Annotated in this window: 20 protein-coding genes and 3 pseudogenes; 12 read left to right on the plus strand and 11 right to left on the minus strand. The window is 35.0% G+C overall.

The genetic code is table 11. The features are described 5' to 3' along the window. Nucleotides 1–12: 12 nt before the first annotated feature. Nucleotides 13–801 (minus strand): alpha/beta hydrolase family protein, encoded by a 789-nt coding sequence (locus tag K6959_RS13335; protein WP_223086750.1) that lies wholly within the window; start codon nt 799–801, stop codon nt 13–15. A 277-nt stretch (nt 802–1,078) separates the two neighbouring features. Between K6959_RS13335 and K6959_RS13340 the strand changes: the two are divergent. The 3 genes and pseudogenes from K6959_RS13340 to K6959_RS13350 all read left to right on the plus strand — a co-directional run bounded on the left by K6959_RS13340 (nt 1,079) and on the right by K6959_RS13350 (nt 3,682). After that, nucleotides 1,079–2,077, plus strand: a pseudogene (locus K6959_RS13340) (ABC transporter substrate-binding protein). Between the two features lie 38 nt (nt 2,078–2,115). Further along, nucleotides 2,116–2,916: pseudogene (locus K6959_RS13345) on the plus strand (ABC transporter ATP-binding protein). Continuing rightward, on the plus strand, nt 2,873–3,682 hold the full coding sequence (locus K6959_RS13350) for an ABC transporter permease (RefSeq protein WP_163241508.1): 810 nt from the start codon (nt 2,873–2,875) through the stop codon (nt 3,680–3,682). The pseudogene K6959_RS13345 and the gene K6959_RS13350 overlap by 44 nt, the downstream one beginning before the upstream one ends. A gap of 368 nt (nt 3,683–4,050) precedes the next feature. Here K6959_RS13350 and ytkD read toward each other — a convergent pair whose 3' ends face one another. Then, nucleotides 4,051–4,524, minus strand: a complete 474-nt coding sequence (gene ytkD, locus K6959_RS13355; protein ID WP_223086752.1) for an RNA deprotection pyrophosphohydrolase — start codon at nt 4,522–4,524, stop codon at nt 4,051–4,053. A 292-nt stretch (nt 4,525–4,816) separates the two neighbouring features. Between ytkD and K6959_RS13360 the strand changes: the two genes are divergently transcribed. Further along, nucleotides 4,817–5,668 (plus strand): DUF6612 family protein, encoded by an 852-nt coding sequence (locus K6959_RS13360; RefSeq protein ID WP_223086754.1) that lies wholly within the window; start codon nt 4,817–4,819, stop codon nt 5,666–5,668. 145 nt (nt 5,669–5,813) lie between these two features. Here K6959_RS13360 and K6959_RS13365 read toward each other — a convergent pair whose 3' ends face one another. Then, entirely contained in the window at nt 5,814–6,143 is a 330-nt protein-coding gene (locus K6959_RS13365) for a hydrolase (protein ID WP_163241569.1), read from the minus strand. Nucleotides 6,144–6,422: 279 nt separating this feature from the next. On the opposite strand from K6959_RS13365, the gene K6959_RS13370 reads away from it, so the two are divergent. The 3 genes and pseudogenes from K6959_RS13370 (at nt 6,423) to ytzI (ending at nt 7,851) form a co-directional block, all read left to right on the plus strand. After that, a complete protein-coding gene (locus K6959_RS13370; protein ID WP_163241502.1) occupies nt 6,423–6,680 on the plus strand; it encodes a DUF6154 family protein in 258 nt (85 codons plus the stop codon). A 643-nt stretch (nt 6,681–7,323) separates the two neighbouring features. Further along, nucleotides 7,324–7,475 (plus strand): annotated as a pseudogene (locus K6959_RS19295) (MBL fold metallo-hydrolase); the annotation flags it as partial. Between the two features lie 214 nt (nt 7,476–7,689). Next, nucleotides 7,690–7,851 carry a YtzI protein gene (ytzI, locus tag K6959_RS13375; RefSeq protein WP_163241500.1) on the plus strand — a complete coding sequence of 54 codons (162 nt, stop codon included), beginning with the start codon at nt 7,690–7,692 and terminating at the stop codon, nt 7,849–7,851. A 265-nt stretch (nt 7,852–8,116) separates the two neighbouring features. On the opposite strand, the gene K6959_RS13380 is transcribed toward ytzI, so the two are convergent. Beyond that, on the minus strand, nt 8,117–8,590 hold the full coding sequence (locus K6959_RS13380; RefSeq protein ID WP_163242068.1) for an S-ribosylhomocysteine lyase: 474 nt from the start codon (nt 8,588–8,590) through the stop codon (nt 8,117–8,119). 154 nt (nt 8,591–8,744) lie between these two features. Here K6959_RS13380 and yidD point away from each other — a divergent pair, with 154 nt between their 5' ends. Further along, the gene (yidD, locus tag K6959_RS13385) at nt 8,745–8,993 is read left to right on the plus strand and encodes a membrane protein insertion efficiency factor YidD (protein WP_223086755.1); all 249 of its coding nucleotides are present in this window, start codon (nt 8,745–8,747) and stop codon (nt 8,991–8,993) included. On the opposite strand, the gene K6959_RS13390 is transcribed toward yidD, so the two are convergent. Continuing rightward, nucleotides 8,978–9,544 (minus strand): beta-class carbonic anhydrase, encoded by a 567-nt coding sequence (locus K6959_RS13390; protein WP_163242066.1) that lies wholly within the window; start codon nt 9,542–9,544, stop codon nt 8,978–8,980. The two genes, yidD and K6959_RS13390, sit on opposite strands and share 16 nt — an antisense overlap. 189 nt (nt 9,545–9,733) lie before the next feature. Here K6959_RS13390 and K6959_RS13395 point away from each other — a divergent pair, with 189 nt between their 5' ends. The 4 genes from K6959_RS13395 (at nt 9,734) to K6959_RS13410 (ending at nt 13,733) form a co-directional block, all read left to right on the plus strand. After that, a complete protein-coding gene (locus K6959_RS13395; protein ID WP_223086757.1) occupies nt 9,734–10,750 on the plus strand; it encodes a metal ABC transporter solute-binding protein, Zn/Mn family in 1,017 nt (338 codons plus the stop codon). A gap of 281 nt (nt 10,751–11,031) precedes the next feature. Continuing rightward, nucleotides 11,032–12,393, plus strand: coding sequence for a cytochrome ubiquinol oxidase subunit I (locus K6959_RS13400; protein ID WP_223086758.1), 1,362 nt, complete (start codon nt 11,032–11,034; stop codon nt 12,391–12,393). Between the two features lie 15 nt (nt 12,394–12,408). Then, complete coding sequence (locus tag K6959_RS13405; protein WP_163242063.1) at nt 12,409–13,446, plus strand: cytochrome d ubiquinol oxidase subunit II; 1,038 nt, start codon at nt 12,409–12,411, stop codon at nt 13,444–13,446. Nucleotides 13,447–13,568: 122 nt separating this feature from the next. Then, entirely contained in the window at nt 13,569–13,733 is a 165-nt protein-coding gene (locus tag K6959_RS13410) for a DUF1540 domain-containing protein (protein WP_163242062.1), read from the plus strand. A 31-nt stretch (nt 13,734–13,764) separates the two neighbouring features. Here the strand turns inward: K6959_RS13410 and K6959_RS13415 are convergent, their stop codons facing one another. Genes K6959_RS13415 through K6959_RS13435 form a run of 6 tightly spaced genes read right to left on the minus strand, consistent with a single transcriptional unit; the run spans nt 13,765 to nt 20,111 of the window. Further along, the gene (locus K6959_RS13415; protein ID WP_163242061.1) at nt 13,765–15,246 is read right to left on the minus strand and encodes an o-succinylbenzoate--CoA ligase; all 1,482 of its coding nucleotides are present in this window, start codon (nt 15,244–15,246) and stop codon (nt 13,765–13,767) included. Nucleotides 15,247–15,306: 60 nt separating this feature from the next. Next, nucleotides 15,307–16,125, minus strand: coding sequence for a 1,4-dihydroxy-2-naphthoyl-CoA synthase (gene menB, locus K6959_RS13420; protein WP_163242060.1), 819 nt, complete (start codon nt 16,123–16,125; stop codon nt 15,307–15,309). Between the two features lie 12 nt (nt 16,126–16,137). Beyond that, nucleotides 16,138–16,950, minus strand: a complete 813-nt coding sequence (menH, locus tag K6959_RS13425; RefSeq protein WP_223086759.1) for a 2-succinyl-6-hydroxy-2,4-cyclohexadiene-1-carboxylate synthase — start codon at nt 16,948–16,950, stop codon at nt 16,138–16,140. Then, entirely contained in the window at nt 16,947–17,141 is a 195-nt protein-coding gene (locus tag K6959_RS19695; protein ID WP_316252495.1) for a thiamine pyrophosphate-dependent enzyme, read from the minus strand. The genes menH and K6959_RS19695 overlap by 4 nt, the downstream gene beginning before the upstream one ends. Nucleotides 17,142–17,153: 12 nt before the next feature. After that, nucleotides 17,154–18,701 carry a 2-succinyl-5-enolpyruvyl-6-hydroxy-3-cyclohexene-1-carboxylic-acid synthase gene (gene menD, locus K6959_RS13430; RefSeq protein WP_316252496.1) on the minus strand — a complete coding sequence of 516 codons (1,548 nt, stop codon included), beginning with the start codon at nt 18,699–18,701 and terminating at the stop codon, nt 17,154–17,156. Then, complete coding sequence (locus tag K6959_RS13435; protein ID WP_262421794.1) at nt 18,702–20,111, minus strand: isochorismate synthase; 1,410 nt, start codon at nt 20,109–20,111, stop codon at nt 18,702–18,704. Nucleotides 20,112–20,216 lie beyond the last annotated feature (105 nt).

Genomic DNA, 20,216 nt, shown 5'->3' on the forward strand with positions numbered 1-20,216 from the left:
AATGATATTTTATCATCTTTTCACTTGCTTTTTCATCCATGACGTTAAGTCTTTGACAACGATGCGATTCACCACAGGAGGAAAATAATGATTAAATTGTGGAAAATACCATGATTGGACATCTTTATTTAAAATATGTAATTGTTGCTCCAAAAGATAAGCATGCTTTATAGAGACATTCAAATCCTTTTCTCCATGAATAATTAAAACAGGAGCAGTTATTTTTTCCAGAAAAAATAACGGAGTGCGATATTTGTATCGTTCTGGATATTTTTTAGGGGTTCCTCCAATTACTCTTTTCATCATCTTACGTAAATCAGCTCGTTCATAGTACGTTAAAAACATATCGCTTACACCCCCCCACGTTACAACTGAAGCTGTCTCAGGGAAATGAATAGCTGTTAATAACGCCATCACTCCACCACGGGAAAAACCAAAGACATGTACTTTATTCACTCGTTGATAATTACTCAGAAAAGAAAATGCAGAAAATGCATCATAGCGATCTTCACCAGCAAAATCCTCATTTCCTTCCCCGCCTTGATTTCCCCGATAAAATGGAGCAAATACAATAAAACCTTCTGATGCAAACTGGATGATTCGTCCAGGGCGTACTTTACCAACATTTTTAATACCGCCTCGTAAATATAAAAAGCCGTCATACTTTCCTTCTTCTTTTGGTTCAGCAAGAAGCCCCTTTACCTTTAGTCCATTTGAATAATATGTAATGATTGATAATAAAATATTCGGATGTGGTGAAGGAAACCTCTGATTTGAAATCACCTCTCCATTAAATCTCATTCATAACACTCCCTTTAATTATAAAAAATGAGCAATAGGCATTCACACATTTTTATTCATATCATACGATAACGTAGATTTATCTTGAGTCATTGAAGCGTAAAAGCTACAGTAGGAATCGGCCTTATTAACGCTATGTTAAACAAGTTGTTTTATGATCATCCGTTCGTTCTGACGATATGCTCTCCTTTTTGTTTCATCTTTATCAAAAGGGAAACGAGCTAATCAATCAACGAGTTATCCAACATAGCGATTACTTAAAAAAGGAGGTTAAAATGTGAAGCAACTGGTAAAAATTAACTTTACCTTAATAGCTTTAACCATTCTTATTATACCGTTGTCCTCCTGTAATACGAAAACGATGCCAAAACTTCGAATTGCGGAAGTGACCCGCTCTATTTTCTACGCTCCGCAATATGTTGCAATTGAAAAAGTTTTTTTTAAAGATGAAGGGTTGGAGGTTGAATTAACGACAACATGGGGCGGAGATAAAACAATGACAGCTTTGCTCTCAGATGGAACCGATATCGCGTTAGTAGGTTCTGAAACATCTATATATGTATATGCACAAGGAGCAAATGATCCTGTTATTAATTTTGCAAGCTTAGCTCAAACAGACGGGACATTTCTCGTTTCACGGGAAAAAAACGATAACTTTTCATGGGAGCAATTAAAAGGAAAAACATTTCTCGGACAACGTAAAGGGGGAATGCCCCAAATGGTTGGAGAATTCGTTTTAAAGAAAAACGGCATAAATCCTCAATCTGATTTAAAGTTAATTCAAAATGTTGATTTCGCTAATATTTCTAGTGCTTTTGCTTCCGGTACTGGTGATTTTGTTCAACTATTTGAACCAACTGCAAGCCTTTTTGAACAAGAAGGGGTTGGTTATATTGTTGCTTCTTTCGGTAATGAATCCGGGCAGCTTCCCTATACAACTTTTATGGCGAAAGAAAGCTATATTAACGAAAATGAGGAAATAATCGAGAAATTCACTAGAGCGATATATAATGCTCAAAAATGGGTTGCATCAAGCAGCACGAAAGAGAGTAGTAAAGCCATTCATTCTTATTTTGAAGATACTGAGCTAGAAGTTATTGAAATAGTTGTTGATCGTTAAAAAAATCAAGGCTCTTTCGCCTCTAATCCATTAATAAGCGAAGAGAATTGGAATCATCTTCAACATATAATGGCCGAGTCTGGAGAACTTCCAAAAAAAATTCATTATAAAACACTAGTCGACAATAAGTTTGCCAAAAAAGTGATGAACGAATAATTAGCATTTAAGTTTAGTAGTCATGAGGAGGCAGCTACATGAGTTTTTTAATTTTACGAGACATTCATCATACGTATTTTACTAAAGCAACAGCCACAACCGCCCTTTATGATGTCTCCCTTCATGTAGAGGAAGGAGAGTTTGTTTCCTTTCTCGGCCCTAGTGGTTGTGGAAAAACGACTTTATTATCAATAATTGCGGGACTTATCTCGCCAACTGAAGGCACAGTTATGCTTGAAGGAAAATCGATAAAAGAAGCCACAAATACTATTGGATATATGCTTCAGCAAGATTACTTATTTCCCTGGAAAACAATTGAGGAAAATATTTTGCTAGGTTTAAAGCTAACAAATCAACTGAATGATTCGAAAAAAAACTATGCTTACTCTTTATAAAAAAAAATGAATTTACAAGATGTCGAATCACAGTTTCCAAACCAATTGTCAGGTGGAATGAGACAACGTGTTGCCCTAGTGCGAACATTAGCTAATAATCCTAAATTGTTAATGCTTGACGAACCATTTTCCGCTTTAGACTATCAAACGAAGCTTAAACTTGAAGATTTAGTTTTTACAACACTAAAATCTTTCGGAAAAACGGCCCTTCTTGTCACTCATGATATTGGGGAAGCAATTGCAATGAGTGATCGAATTTTTCTTCTTTCGCCAAAGCCTGGCACAGTGCATAAAATATTTACAATTCCTAATCATTTGAAAAGCTTATCACCTTTTACAGTACGAAATGAAGAAGCATACGCTCATCTATTTCAAATCATTTGGAAGGAGTTGGAGATTCTTGAGCAACAAAACGAATGTAGAACTCCTTCATCAACAATATAAACGATCATTAATTCGAGAGAAACGTTGGATTAAATTTTATCAACTGATCATCTTCTTATTCTTTTTTATCGGCTGGGAACTTGCAAGTCAAAAACATTGGATTGATCCTCTTATTTTTAGCTCTCCTTCAAAAGTATGGGCATTGTTTATCGAAAAAATAAGTGATGGTTCATTAATTGCCCATTTGAGTGTTACATTATTTGAAACAGTATTAGGATTTATACTTGGTACATTACTTGGTACAATTTTAGCAGCCGCCCTATGGTGGTCGCCAATGCTGTCAAAAATAATTGATCCTTATTTAGTCGTCTTAAATGCAATGCCGAAAGTCGCACTAGGTCCCATATTAATAGTTGCAATCGGACCTGGCTTAACATCCATTATTGCAATGGGAGCAATTATTTCAGTTATCATTACAACAATTGTCGTCTACACTTCATTTAGTGAAGTAGATCCGAATTATTTAAAAGTTTTACAAACATTTAATGCTTCTCGCACACAAAGCTTTAAAGAAGCTATACTTCCTGCTTCTTTTCCAACAATCATTTCTACTTTAAAAGTAAATGTAGGTTTATCATGGGTTGGTGTTATTGTTGGTGAATTTCTCGTCTCTGCAAAAGGGCTAGGCTATATGATTATATACGGCTTTCAAGTATTTAACTTCACACTTGTTCTGTTATCATTACTTGTTATTGCTGTCTTTGCTACAATTATGTACCAGCTTGTTGAAGTACTTGAAAAAAAATTAATTAAAAATAAACTGTAAGAGGCTGGGGCTTACTTCAGGCTGTTGACAAACAGACTCATGAACACTTGTTCTATTTGCTTTCGCCTCATGCTATGTGCTTCAACTGACAAGCGCTTTCAAATCTCGCGGAAATCGATTCTACATCTTGACTTTGTCCTCAATCTCTGAGGGTTTACAAAAAGTAAACCCTCAGTTTGTTGAAAAACAGTCATTGTTGCAACTTATGAACGACTGTTCTTTTCGCTTCAATGCCTCGGCTGACAAGGGCTTTCAATTATTCAAAATAAAAAAGGCTTCAAGTATTAACTAGCCCCTTAGATGTGGACTCTTCGCTTGCGCTTCATGATTGATCCTCTTATGAACTATCCTCATGAATGTTTTACTAGTTACACGTCCAATTTTTTTATATACTCAATGCTTTTTGAAATAACATCATCTTTCATATTAAAACTAAAACGCTCATCAAATCGAATCGTTAATAGTTCATCCTTACGTATGAAAACAGGTCCGTTTGTTTCAAAATAGTGAGTTTGTCGGTTTAAATCTTCAATTACTGCATAATATATTGCCTTTACAAAAGAGGTTTCTCCATTATCCACTTTATACTCACCTAAAAAAACGAGATTTTTTATATTTGCTCCTGTTTCTTCTTTCACTTCTCTTCTTGCTGCCCCCTCCAGAGTCTCTCCCTTCTCTTTCTTTCCACCAGGAAACTCTAATCCTCTTTTTTTATGATCAGTTAGCAGCCAATATTCTTGATATGCAATAATAATAAACACATGCTCAGCTTGTTTAGCAAAGGAATCTTTTTCAAAAGCTAACTGTACGGTTGCACCATTAGCATCAACAAAACTTTCCATCAAAAAAACCTCCTTATTGTTAAGTATCATTATATAATGGATTAAAAAATATAATAAAATTTGTTATTTTTTTAATCATCTTTTCAATTATATTTTTGAAATATAAGTATTTAGTATATGAAAAAATACAATAAAACTAGGTCTTTTATATCAAAATTTGTTTTTTTGAAACATCTTTGTCATAAAAGACGTAAAATGATATTGAAATACAGCAAAGGTTATTAATCTAGCACTTACATATTTTTAATCTAGTTAGTTACCTTAGCTAATTTAAAAAAGGAGTGTATACAAATTGCGCAAAACATTATCGCTTATTGCAACATTTATGTTCGTTCTTTTCCTAGCAGCATGTAATCAAACAGCTGAACCTGTTGATAAGCAAGGAAAAGAAGGGGATAAAAAGGAGGAAACTAAAGAGTTAACGCTTGAAGAAGTAATGGAAAAATCAATCGAAGCTTCAGAAAGCTTAAAAAGCTTTGCAGTCCAAATGGATATGGATTCAAATATGAAAGTAGCAGATGAATCGATGAGCTTTAAATCTAATATTGATATGGACTATATCGTAGAGCCACTCGCTGTACATCAAAATATGAAACTGACTTCTATTGAAGAAGAAGGCGAACTAGAAATGGAAATTTATTTTACAAAAGACGGTGTTTTTGTTCATGATCCAGTAGAACAACAATGGTCTAAATTTCCAAATGAAATGTTTGATCAAATCTCTCAATTAACTGATCAACAAACAAACCCAGCAGAAGAAATTACAAATCTTAAAGAGTTTGCTGATGATCTAGAGTTTAAACAAGATGACAAAAACTATATTATACTCTTAGATGCTTCTGGAGATAAATTTACTGAATTCTTACAAGAAGTACTTAAAGAAACAATGCCGAAAGACGTTCCTCTAGATGAACAACTTCTTAAGGATATGAAAATTAATAAACTTAACTATGAAATTTTTGTTGATAAAAAGACATTTTATCCATCTGCTTTAAACGTTGACATGGAAATGGAAATGGCTGTAGAAGGTCAAACTTTAGTGATCGAACAAAAGTTAGAAGGTAATTACTCTAAGTTTAATGAAATAAAAGAAATTAAAGTTCCTCAAGAAGTTCTTGATAACGCTGTAGAAGCTGAAATGTAAGCTGCTTATGAAAGGCCGCATTTAAACGCGGCCTCTTCATTTCTAAAATTCCCCTCATACTGCTTAAAAACGCTTGTCAGTCGAAGTCGAAGCGAATAAACCGATCGTTTAATCGTTTCTCAAAGTTTGAAGCTGCATATGGTTCCTACTGTTGTTCATCATCCGAAAGAATTCCTAAACTTTCAATGTATTGCCTTGCTTCTTCATCACCAAGTTCATAAATGATTCCATACACTTTTTTTAACGTCTTATCATATGCATCATTTTCTCGATCATAATGGTATTGAATATATGGAACGTGTGCTCGAAAAAAGTTTTGTATTTCAGTTGAATAATTTTGATCAAATAGCTCTCTTAAGAGGGTAATTTCATCGTCTGTTGCTTCTATTCTGAAATTCCACGGGGATGAAGTAGCACTACGAGAAATTTCCCCATTCGCCAATCCAATATAATATGTTTTCTTTTCTTCGTTAATTTTACTCAGCTCCTTTTTCTAACATTAAACGAATAGAACAGCTTTTTTTATTTATCGTTTCCTTTCTACTAAAAAATATAGATGTTCGTTTTTATTTTATGCAATTATTTACACCGAACAGGAATATAATTCATAATAAAGGGTATTGAATAAATATAATATAAAATAAAATTCCCTTATCGTATGAAGAACATTCTTTTAAGGATTTAATTTAAAGCTCAGGAAAAGACACAATCGTTAACTTTTATAAATACAATGGATAAAACGGAGGTGAAAAAAATGAAACTGATCGATGAACTGTATGAGCTATACCGCAACAAACTGACAGGAGATGATGAAGATATTGACATACTTGCATTTGCTGTTCTTGAGGAATTAGATAGAGATGACGTATTGCATTTAATTAATGAAATGGATGATCAAGAACTATTTGATTTGATGGGACTTTATTTAATCGAAAGTTTAAAGGGAAAGTTTGCAAAGGAAGGAATCGGCCGAAACAGAATATCCCCTTTTCAACATCGTAATTTACATTAAAATACATATTTAAAAGCAGTTATGTTTCAAAAATAAGCTAATCAAAGTAATAACGCTAAATGATTTTTTCAGTTAGCCTATACTGTTGATAAACGTTCGCATTCTTCCTTGCTTGCACTTCGTAGTAGGCTCATGAACAATTGTTCTACTCGCTTCCGCCTGATGCGACGCGCCTCGACTGTCAAGCATTTTCAATCAGTCTGGGGACATTTCTTTTTTAACAGAAAATGAATGATTACGAAACAGAACGCTTTTTTAAAGTATCCAAAGATATGGCAGACGGTTTGAACGTTTTCAGGAGCAATCACGGCTTGCTAATAAACGGCTGTTTTCCTACGGTTGTCTCCTGAAAGAGATTCCTATGAACTGCAACCGGGAGATACCGAGCACGGCGATCTGATTCATATTGACGAGGATTCGGACGAAGTGGCAAATGTGGGGCTGTTGAGGTCGCATATTGGCATGTCCGCTTGACGAATGATGTATTTAGAATAGGGGAGTGTTCAACAAACGGGCTAATGAACCGAATAAGAAGTGCGCCTGTTTGCATACAAGGCCAGATTGCGAAGTATCTCTCATTAAGTCATTCATATCGCCATATCATATTTGTGTAATGCATTTACACTAACAGGCGGTATAGAGGAAAAATGACAAATTGGTTATTGCTAATCCATACTTTTGTTTAAATGTTGAGAAAGCAGAACAGTTTTGAATAAAAATAAAAATCTTAAAGCTGAAAATGACTATTGTTGTCATGGGCGAAAATTTACCTTACAACTAAGGGCTAAACGCTAATCCTGGGCTCTCGAATGAAATAAATTTTATCTCTACACACAAGCCGGGTTTAAAAACACTCTTTTTTATTTTCTGCAGCCAAAAGTGAAACTTGCTAAGGAAACAACTGCTCTCCCCTTTTTAATGACATATGATTTCACCTTATTATCTATATTTTTTTAGATTTTTCCCCTTCCCATATATGTTAAAATAGGTGACAAAGGGGGAGAAAAAAATGAAAATCATCTTGATACTTTCAATTTTAATTGTTGCCGTCGTGTTAATTTTAACTTTATTCGCAACGTCTAAAGCTTATTCATATAAACATACAGTTGACCCGATAAAAGAAGACGATCCGCAAACCAATTATTACAGTGATAAAGAAAAAGTAAATTAAAAGAGTGAGGCTGGGACATAACTAAAACAATCAACTCTAAAAACGAACGATATGCTCATTCAGCGGAGAAAATATACGTAGACTCCTGCGGGAAAAGCAACAGCTGAAAATCCCGCAGGAAGCGGTTTTTGCTTCCGAGGAAGTTGAGGCGTTGTCCGCGGAAAGCGAAGTATATTTCCGGAGCGGGATATAAGCACTAACTATCTCATTGTTCGGATTTATCTTTGATTAAAATGGTTTTATCCCGACCTCAAGTCGTTAATATTTAATTAAATACTTCTTTTAAGTTTTCTTTATCTTGTTCAAACCAAAAACGCATTAAACGCTTGGCACCTTCTAAATCATGAAGCTTTGCTTGCCCGCATTGTGTTTCATTTGCAGCAGGAATTTCATTAATATCAACAGCTTCTTCCATTGTATCGTGTAATAAATCTATAATTTCCTCAACTGTCGGTTCTCCACTTACAACTAAATAAAAACCCGTTTGACAACCCATTGGCGAAATATCAATAATATCAAAATGATCATATTTCTCAGAATGCTTTCGAATATTAAATGCTAATAAATGCTCTAAAGTATGAATAGCATCAGGCTTCATCGCCTGCTTATTAGGCTGGCAAAAACGAATATCAAATTTGTTAACAACACCATCACTACCAACTTTATGAACGCCACAATGTCTCACATATGGGGCTTTAACTGCACAATGATCTAATTCAAAACTTTCTACAGATGGCATAGTATGATTCACTCCTTTTTTTATCCTTTACTTATCATAACTCGAAATTAACTTTTTTTCATCTTATCGTTAGTTTAGACGAATCATAAATAATATGTTATTGTTTATCTTGAAAAACTTATTTATTTCACAGAAAAGAAAAGAGAGATGTATGATGGAAAAAAAATTCATGATCGGCCTTATACGCTTCTATCAAACTGCTATATCACCGTTAAAACCGCCAACATGTCGATTTTACCCTACGTGTTCCCACTATGGTCTTGAAGCAATTAAAAGATTTGGACCGATAAAAGGAGGATGGCTCACAATAAAAAGAATTTTGAAATGTCACCCTTTTCATCCAGGCGGTATCGACCCCGTTCCAGAAAAAGAACAAAAGAAAAAATCTTATAATTGTTCATAACCATTCATAACAAGATCAAGCTTCCCTGTTGTCGGATCAATAACTAAACCATGGACAGGAATATCTTGCGGAAGCAGCGGATGATTTTTTATTACGTCTACACTGTGAGCCACACTCTCATTTACATTTTCAAATCCTTTTAACCATTCTTTAAATTCTATTCCTGAGTAAGCTAATGTTTCCAGGATTTCTTCTTTCACTCCTCTTTGTTTCATTTTCTCAATCATACTGTCGGCTTTTAAACCACTCATTCCACAGTCGTGGTGCCCGATAACAAAAATCTCATCTGCTTGCAGCTCATATACACCTACAAGCAAGCTTCTCATAATACTTCCAAATGGATGCGTAATAAGTGCACCTGCATTTTTTATAATTTTAACATCCCCATTTTTTACATTTAAAGCTTTTGGCAATAGTTCGACTAACCTTGTATCCATACATGTTAAAATAACCATACGTTTATTTGGGTATTTTGTCGTTGTATATTCTTTGTATTTCTTTTTCGATACAAAGTCTTTATTATATGCTATTAATTCTTCAAGTAAATTCATTTTGCCACCTCTTACAATATAAAATTTTCTTACATAATAATAGAATACATAATCTTTATACAAAAAGAAAAGTTTTTACTACTTGATTTTGTGAACATAATTTCGTAAGATGGATGAAGTAAATCGTAATGATTTCGTATTATGTTTTCTTTATTATTTTATTTTATTTTAAATTAACAAATACTTTTAATGAATAGAAAGGAGATATCAATAAAAAAAGTACTTATATTTTTTTCTCTTCTCTTAACTGCTGCTTTATTTCTATCAGGATGTAATGAAGAAACAAAACAGACAAATAAAAAAGAGACAGAAAAAACAATATCAGCTGACAAGACATTAACTGTTTATACAACTGTTTATCCACTTCAATTTTTCACAAAAAAAATAGGCGGAGATTTTGTTAATGTTGAAACAATTTATCCACCGGGTTCAGATGAGCATACGTTTGAACCTTCACAAAAAGATATGATTAAACTTGCAGAGGCAGATTTATTTTTCTACATCGGATTAGGACTAGAAGGCTTTGTTGATAACGCAAAAAAAACATTAAAAAATGAAAAAGTAACAATGGTCGCTACAGGTGAAATGCTTCATTTAAATGAGACAAATGAAAATGATCATGCCGATGAAGAAAAACACGAAGATGAACATGGACATGAAGACGATCATGGTCATACTCATGGAGATATTGACCCACATGTATGGCTTGATCCAGTATATGCGCTTGAACTAGCAGAAGCAATAAAAAATGAACTTATTCATAAAATGCCCGAAGAAAAAAGCACGTTTGAAAATAACTTTGAAGAATTATCAAATGAATTAAAGGAAATTGATCAAGACTTTAAAAATACAATTACAAATGCAAAAAAAAAAAATATCATTGTTTCCCATGCAGCATACGGCTACTGGGAAAAACGCTACGGTCTTCATCAAATTAGTATATCGGGATTATCAACAACAAGTGAGCCATCACAAAAACAATTAGAAACGATTATTGAGACAGCAAAAGAGTATCAGATTAAATATATATTATTTGAACAAAATGTAAATTCTCATCTTACAGAAATTGTCCAAAAGGAAGTAGGCGCTGAGCCGCTTACTTTGCATAATTTAGGTGTATTAACCGATGATGACATTAAAAATAAAGATGACTATATTACATTAATGAGAGAAAATATCTCAACTCTCCAAAAAGCATTAAATTAGACCCGTCTAAAGCTTTACTTCGGTTTCCCTATCGAAGTAAAGCTTTTTTGCGCAAATGCCCAAACGATTGTCAATATGAAGCCCACATCGAAGGGTGACCAATGATGAATCCGAGCGGTACTTAACTGTCCAAAACGTTGTTTACCTTAAAAGCGATCCACTCCCTTTACGTTATATTTTTTAAGATAATTTTTGTAGAAACTCCTTTTTTATACATATAAACAGTAAAACAAGTCACAATAAAAAAAGATGAATGATTTATTTAAAAAGGAGATATATAAATGGATGATTTATTACTTGCTCGGTCATTGTTTGGAACTACGATGGGCTTCCACATAATATTTGCAACTTTAGGTGTGGGATTACCGTTTTTAATTTTAGTTGCTGAGATTCTTTACCAAAAAACGAAGGATATCGATTATGCGGTAATGGCAAAAAGGTGGACAAAAGGCTTTGCAGTTTTGCTCGGTGTTGGAATACCATCAGGAACAATTGCAGGTACTCAACTATCTTTACTATGGCCCGGTTTTATGGAGGTCATCGGTACTGTAATGGCTCTGCCTTTTCAAATTGAAATTTACGCTTTCTTTGTTGAAGCATTATTTATGTCAATTTATGTTTTTGCTGCGGAAAGAATTTCACCTGCGATGCGAATTTTAAGTTTAACTTTTGTCGTTTTCGGTGCTCTTGCCTCTGCTGTACTAATTACAAATGTACACGCTTTCGAGGGGACACCAGCAGGTTTTAATATCGAAAATGGAGAGATTGTAAATGTTGACCCTTGGGCGGCCTTCTTCAACCCAAGCTTTTTTGTTACTGCACTCCACGTAGCATTAAGCGCTTATATGACTGGTGCTTTTGTTATCGCTTCTATTGCAGCTTTTAAAATGCTGCGAACAAAGTTCGATACAGCAGTATATAATTTTCATAAAAAAGCTTTAATGCTTTCTTTAATAATTGGAGGTATTTTTTCAATAGCTACTGCTGTAAATGGACATGAATCTGCTCAATTACTTCACGAATATCAACCAGAAAAACTTGCAGCTGCCGAAGGTTTATTTGAGACTCAGTCACATGCCCCGTTAGCAATCGGAGGTTATACAGATAGAGAAACACAAACTGTAAAAGGAGCAATAGAAATTCCTTGGGTTCTTAGCTTTTTAGCTGGTAATAGTTTTGACACAGTTGTAAAAGGATTAAATGATTTTCCAGAAGAATATTGGCCGCCTCTGTTTGTTCATACACTGTTTAATGGGATGGTTTTAATTGGTTCACTACTCATTCTCCTCTCAATATTCGGATTTATTTGGAATAAATTCTTAAAAAAAGACCGGTTCCCAAAAATATTAATGTGGGCTATTGTAGCGGCTGGACCTTTAGCAATGATAAGTATCGAGTTTGGTTGGATTTTTGCCTGTACCGGAAGACAACCATGGACGATTTATCGAATTTTATCGACTGAGAACTCAGTAACCTCTGCAACGAATTTGGCAACACTTTTCGTCTTATTTGTCGTCATCTATATCGTTTTATCTTTAGCTGTTGTATTAGTTCTCCTATACTACTTTAAACGGAACACTGTCATGAATGATTTAGCACGTGCAAACGAAAAGAATGGGCCTTTACTTAGTACGAATACTTAACAGAGGAGGATATGTATGTCGGATGCACTAATTGCAATCTCGATTATTTGGGGAATCGTCTTTATATATGCAGTAATGGGAACAATGGATTTTGGGGCAGGATTTTGGTCAATGATATTTTTAAATAAACGGGAAACAAATGCAGCTAATATTGCCAATCGTTACTTATCTCCTACTTGGGAAGTAACAAATGTGTTTATTGTGGCAGTTGTTGTTGCTATTTATAGTTTTTTCCCACATGCTGCTTTTACACTTGGAACAGTATTATTAATTCCTGGAAGTCTTATTTTACTCCTTTTAGCAATTAGAAGTGCGTTTTTAGTTTTTTCAAATATTGCTAATGAATATAGACGGGTATTAACCTATATATCAGGAATTTCCGGTCTTCTCATTCCTGCTTTACTTATTAGTGTTTTACCAATAACACACGGAAACTTTGTTGATTTTTCAGATGGAAAGCAGTCGTTAAATATGGGGGAGCTATTCACAAGCCCTAATGAATATGCTTTTGTAGGATTTGCGATCAGCAGTACATTATTTCTTTCAGCTCTATTGCTTGCCGATTATTCGAAAGTGTCGAACGATTTTGATGCATATGCAGTTTATCGACGGACTGCAATTATGATCGGACCTTTTACTATTATTATGGCGTTCCTTATTTTATTTACTATGCGCACAGAAGCTAGTTGGTTGTATACAAATATAATGGATAACTATCCATTATTAATTTTATCATCTGTATTCTTTATTATTGGCATTATTGCTTTGTTTCTCCCTTCAAAAAAAGGGAAGAAAGGACTTCCAAGAATTTCAGTCATCGCTGTTGTAATCCAATATTTGGTGGCAGCATACGTATATGGCAATGCCCATCTGCCTTATATTGTCTACCCTGAAGTAACGATTGAGTCAGGTTTTACAGATCCTAGCTCTTTTAGAGCTGTATTTGCGACTTATATTGTCGGATTTTCAATACTTGTTCCAGGCTTCATTTACTTTTGGAGACTCTTTATGAAAGACAAGGAATATTTACGGCAAGGTAACCCAAATGATTGATCAGCATTTTTTCCCTGTTAACAACATGTATTTGAGATATTTATTTGTATAAAATAATATTTACTTGGGTGTCCAAGTGTGGCAATTCAAAACTATAGAGAAATGAAAGGAGATACACTATCGTGGCGAAAGATGTGCTATGCGAAGTAAATAACTGCCATTATTGGGAACATGGAAATTTATGTAACGCTGATAAAATTTATGTTATTAGTCAAGCTGGAAAAACAGCTGAACATAGCCGTGAAACTGACTGTAAAACATTTAAGCCAGGAAATGAGCTTTATTAAATTCGGGGGGGGGGGACAGAATTCCCCCCAGCTATCTATAATAATCCCGAAGCTTTCGCCTTAATAACTTTCTAGATGCATTTCGAGGTAATTGTTGTAAAAAAATAATTTTTTTTGGCACTTTATATTTCGCCAATTTTTTTTGACAATATTCAAGTAAATCATTTTCATTTACATTTGCATTCGACTTTAAAACGACAAATCCTACTGGAATTTGCCCCCATTTAACATCATCTACACCAATGACCCCTGCATCATCAACTTTTGCATGTCCTAGTAAAACAGACTCAATCTCTGCAGGATAAATATTTTCCCCACCTGAAATAATTAGGTCAGAGCGTCTATCTAAAACAAATAAAAAACCTTCATGATCTAAATAGCCAATATCTCCTGTATACAACCAGCCAGCTTGTATTTTTTCCTTTGTTTCATTCATTTTATTCAAATAACCTTTTGTCACATTTGGTCCTTTAACAACAATTTCACCTGTTTCATACGGGGCAGCTTCATTACCTGTTACTGTTTTAATTTTCAGTTGAGCAAGAAACAACGGCTTTCCAGCCGATCCTAGCTTTGATAAGCTATATTCAGGTGCTAACGTAACAATTTGTGAAGCTGTTTCTGTCATTCCGTATGTTTGAAATACAGGGATTTGTTTTTTAGCACATGTCTCTAATAAAGTGCGCGGTGCTGGTCCACCGCCTAACAGCATACAGCGAAAATAAGCTGGATAGGACTGATCCTTTAAATGATCAACCATTTTAACAAGCATTGTACTGACAACAGACATGATTGTAACACGATCATGAATAATTGCATCATTTGCAGCCTTTTCGTCAAATGATTCATGAAGCACGACTGTTATCCCATAAATAACACCGCGAATTAAAATTGAAAAACCACTAATATGGAAAAAGGGAACTGATAATAACCAGCAATCGCCTTCTCTTAAACCTAAGTTCAACATTGAACCGATAGCACTCCACCAATGATTTCCGTATGTTTGCAATACTCCTTTTGGGCGACCGGTTGTTCCCGATGTATACATCACTGTACAAACATTTTCTAGACAAAACTCTTCCTTGGCATTCACTTCCTGCTCCTCGAGTCCAAATAGTGCCTCTTTAGATATTGTCATTAAATCTGCCAATATTTGTTTATTTATGTTTTTTACTACAAAATCAAAAGATTGCTCATATATGAGACACTTAGCTTTACTATCTTTTAACTGATATACTAATTCATCAGCTGTTAATCGATTATTTAATAAAATTGTCTTTACACCTAACAGCTGTAATCCAAAGAGAATAAAGACCGTATCTGCATGATTTTTTAAAAGAACTCCAACGAAGTCTCCTTCTTTTAGATGCAAGCCTTTAAGCTGTCTAGCTATTTTGAGCGACTGATCATAAACACATTGAAAACTATATTCTTCTCCTTTAAACTTTAAAGCGATTCGATCAGGGGTTAAATGCGCACGTTTTGTTAACCAATTCGGAATTGTCTCTTCCATTTCACCCATCCCTGTTGAAAACAGCCTGATGAATGATCATCAAGCTGTTTATCGAAATTTTTATGGAAAGCGAGGGAATTTCCCAAAATCAGGATTTCTTTTTTCTTTAAAAGCATCTCGACCTTCTTTAGCCTCATCTGTTGTATAGTATAGTAATGTTGCATCTCCTGCAAATTGTTGAATTCCTGCAAGCCCATCTGTATCAGCATTAAAAGCAGCTTTTAAGAAACGTAATGCAGTTGGACTTTTTTCTAACATTTCTTCGCACCATTTAATCGTTTCCTCTTCAACTTTATCAAGTGGAACAACAGTGTTTACTAACCCCATATCAAGCGCTTCTTGGGCATTGTATTGACGGCATAAGTACCAAATTTCGCGAGCTTTTTTATGACCGACAATTCGTGCCAAGTATCCAGAGCCATACCCAGCATCAAAGCTGCCCACTTTAGGTCCTGTTTGTCCGAAAATTGCATTATCAGCTGCAATCGTTAAATCACAAACAATATGTAAAACATGTCCTCCACCAATTGCGTATCCTTTTACCATCGCGATAACTGGCTTCGGTATTACTCGAATTAATCTTTGTAAGTCGAGAACATTTAAGCGCGGAATTTCATCATCTCCTACATATCCACCGTGACCTCTTACTTTCTGATCTCCTCCCGAGCAAAAAGCATCATCGCCTGCTCCAGTTAAAACGATGACACCTATACTTGCATCATCACGTGCATACGCAAATGCATCAATTAATTCCATTACTGTCTTCGGACGAAACGCATTGCGTACTTCTGGACGATTAATTGTAATCTTTGCAATTCCATTATATGTTTCGTATAAAATATCCTCGTATTGACGTTCTGCATTCCATTCTACTGTCATTTTAAAACCTCCTTATTCTATGGACAAATACTCATTTACTATTGTACCAAACTTTTCTTCATCTTCCACGTGAACTGCGTGTCCACAGTTTGGAACTGAAACCAATTGGCTTAACGGAATTCTTTTTTTCATCCTCTCATTGATTCGGCAAAATTTTTTGTCAAGCATACCGGTTACGAGTAACACTTCATGTTGAATATATTTTAAATCGTCCCACCAGGAAGGCTGCGATCCAGTTCCCATTCCAAGTAAACTATTAGCCAAACCTATTGGATTATTTTTAAGCCGCTGTTTTCTTATTACACTTTTTTTATGCTTAGAAATATATTGTTGAGTATGAAATAAAGGTATTTCCCCCCAATAATTAGCAAACTCCTCTATCCCATTCTTTTTAATAAAATCCGCAAGCTTACCATCTTGCAAACGTCTTTGTTCCCTCTCTGCTTCCGTTTCAAGTCCCGGAGAAGCACTCTCTAAAATGAGCTTGCGAATCCGTTCAGGAAACATAATTGCAAATGTTAAAGCAAGACCTCCTCCCATCGAATAACCTAGTATATCAGCCTTTTTAATCTTCAATTGATCCATAATTAAAAGTAAATGATATGCAACTTTTTCAATTTGATAAACGTTAACATTTTCAGGAGACTCTGTGCATCCATGACCAATAATATCTGGCATAATCAGCTTTGCCTGAGGTGTTAACTTATTACAGAATGGCAACCATGTTGAAGAATCGCCAGTGAAACCATGAAGTAAAATGAGCGGGAAGCCTTCTTCTCGACAATATTTTATATGATAACGAATGCCGTCGATTACAAAATTCACTTGATTTCACCAGCAATTGTTGCACTTATTTCCTGGGAAACATTGTTCCACAAAGTTCGATGTTCCATTAAATTTTCATTTCTATTTGTCGGAATTTCAAGAACTGATAATCCTGAATATTCAACAGCTTGTTGAAAAGCGTCATTAAAATGATCCCAGTCTGATATATAAGTATATTTACCGCCATACATGTTAACAACTTGCTAAAAGTCTAAATTTAAAGGCGTTCCAAATAATTTTTCAAAATTTGCCGCATGCTTTGACTGAGGAAGGAAAGAGAAAATACCGCCTCCATTATTATTGATCAAGATAATTTTAATATTTATATTGTAAAGCTTAGCTGCTAAAAGTCCATTTAAATCGTGAAAGAAAGTAAGATCTCCAACAATTAAATATAACGGTTCTGAAACAGTGGCAGCTCCTAATGCGGTTGAAACTATTCCATCGATCCCATTAGCTCCGCGATTTCCCATAATGCGAATGGACTTATTATTAAAATGAAAAAAAGTATCTAAATCTCTAATTGGCATACTGTTTCCGACAAAAAGAGTTGAATGGTTCGGAAGTATTTTTGCTAATAAACTAAATAGCTTTCCTTCACTTAAAGAAGATTGTTGATTAATTTGCAATAATCCACGTTGTGTTACAGCATCAATCTCTAACCATTTATTTAACCATTTTGTTGAATTCTTTACTACTAAATAATTTGTTATTGATTGACAAAAAGCTTTTTCATCACAACATACCATATCTGTTCCTGTTCCAGATGGATCTCTCCACCCACCGCCTCCGTCAATAATAAATTGACGAATAGAGCGATGCTTCTTTAAAAAGAAGAGCAATGCTTTTGAAGTCGGCATTTCTCCGAAACGAATAATGACTTCAGGCTTTAATAACTTTTGTGCCTTTTCATTTTTCAAAAAAGTATCATAGCTTGTAACAATTTTTTCACCGCAATGTTTTCCACTTCTCATTTGGGACAATGGATCTGCAATGATTGGATATTGTAATGCATCAGCTAGTTCGACTATTTTTTCTGTCAATGTACAATCTTCAATTGGACCGCAGATAATAAGCCCTTTTTCATAGTTATTTAACTCAGTAGCGATTGTTTCAGCGTCTTCAGCCTGTAATGAAAGTATACCTGTATGAATATTCATACAGCCATGCGGTCTTTCAGTTAGTTCAAATAAATTTTCTCTTTCTAGATCGGGAATAAGCGGCTCTCGAAATGGAAAGTTCAAATGTACAGGTCCTGCTGGTGTACGTGACGCAACAGTAACCGCACGAGTACATACCGTCCGAGCATAACGGATCATGTCTTGTGAATTTTCAGGTAGTGCCATTTCAACAAACCACTTAACGTTTTTTCCATATAAATGTATTTGATCAATTGCTTGTGGCGCCCCGACATCCCGAAGTTCATGTGGTCGATCTGCTGTTAATACGATAAGCGGAACACGAGCATATTTTGCTTCAATAACGGCGGGATAATAATTGGCCGCAGCTGTTCCAGATGTACATAAAAGAACAGTTGGTTTTTCAGAAGCCTTGGCAATCCCTAAAGCAAAAAATGCCGCGGATCGTTCATCAACATGTATACGAATCTTTAAATCTGGGTGCTCTGCCATCATCATGGCCAATGGCGTTGACCTTGAACCAGGGCTTATAATTACATCTTCAACTCCTGCTTTAACTAACTCAGCAACAAACGCTGCAGTATATGCAGTTAACGCCTCTAAATGGCTCATTTATTTATTCCTCCCTAATGCATTAAGCATTGGACGAAACTTCATGTCCGTCTCTTGATACTCAATTTCAGGATTTGAATCAACAACTACTCCACAGCCTGCAAATAATGACGCCTCTTGACCTTGTATAAGTCCAGAACGAATGGCCACAGCAAATTCCCCATTTCCCTGATAGTCCATCCATCCAATAGGTCCAGCGTATAACCCTCGATCTAACTCTTCAATTTCTCTAATCTTTTTCACTGCTTCCTTTTTAGGCAAGCCCCCTAATGCAGGCGTAGGATGAAGCCGTTCAACTAATGTCAGTAAAGATCTATCCGAATTGACTTTACCGACTACAGGAGTGTACAGATGTTGAATATCCCTTACTTTTAACAAAGTTGGGTTGCTAGGTAAAATCACTTCGTCGCATGTTTCATTCATTGCCTCTTTAATCATATCGACTACATATTGATGTTCAATTAAGTTTTTCTCATCTTTTAATAACGTTTCACCTAACAATTTATCTTCCTGATCGGTTTTTCCCCTTCTAATTGAACCAGCCAAACACGTAGAAAAAACATTTTCATTATTTTTCTTCACTAGCCTTTCAGGTGATGCACCAATGAAGCAATCGCCATTTGACTCGAAAGCAAAAATAAAACTATCTACTTGATCAGATAAGAGGTGAAACAACACTTGTTCAATATTAATATCATCACTAAAATAAAGTCGCAATTCCCTTGCTAAGACAACTTTTTTTAAGGTCGCGGACTTTTTTAAATCTTCAATCGCATTTGCCACTGTTTCTTTCCATTGTAATGGATTTATTTCAATTTTCTTTTTTAATTGAGCATCTGCAAAATCAGGTTTATATTCAAAGAGTACGTTCAGAAGATTTTCTCGCTCTTCAATTACCTTTTCTACAAAGGTCGCTTCATCATTTTTTGTACAAATTAGATTTGTTGTTAAATAAGCATGTCCATTTACTTTACTTAACATAAACTTCGGTACATGAAAGGTCGAATCATTAAATTTTGACCATAATTCTGTTTTTGGTTTAAAAGGGTCAAAAGAAAAGCCCCCAAAAAGCACAGGACCCAGTCCAGCATGCTTGTAAGGATTAGATATCATTCCTTCATATATAAAACGCTTCCACTCTTTTTCGACGAGTAGAAAACGATTATCTCTTTCATCAGATCGTATTAATTTACATATACCTAAACCAATAAAATAGTTTTCACTTGAAGGCTCTTTCAAAAAAAACCGTTCTCCAAACATATTTTCTCGCCCTGCGGCGAAAAAAGAAAGCGGTTCAATATGATCAATTTTGTTCACAACACTTAATAAAACTTCTTTTCCCGTTGCCTTTGCCCGATTCATTCCTTGTAAGATTTCCTCTTTAAAGTCTGTACCTTGAATTGTAATCAAAAAAATCCCCCCAAAACGAGCACCTAGTTGCTTTTTGATCAGCTTCTCGCCTTCTAGCGGCTTAAAGTCATAAACAATTCTGCTCTGCATCCAATAGAAACTACA

Origin of the sequence: Bacillus aquiflavi (genome assembly GCF_019915265.1) — a bacterium.
Lineage (GTDB): Bacteria > Bacillota > Bacilli > Bacillales > Cytobacillaceae > Bacillus_BT > Bacillus_BT aquiflavi.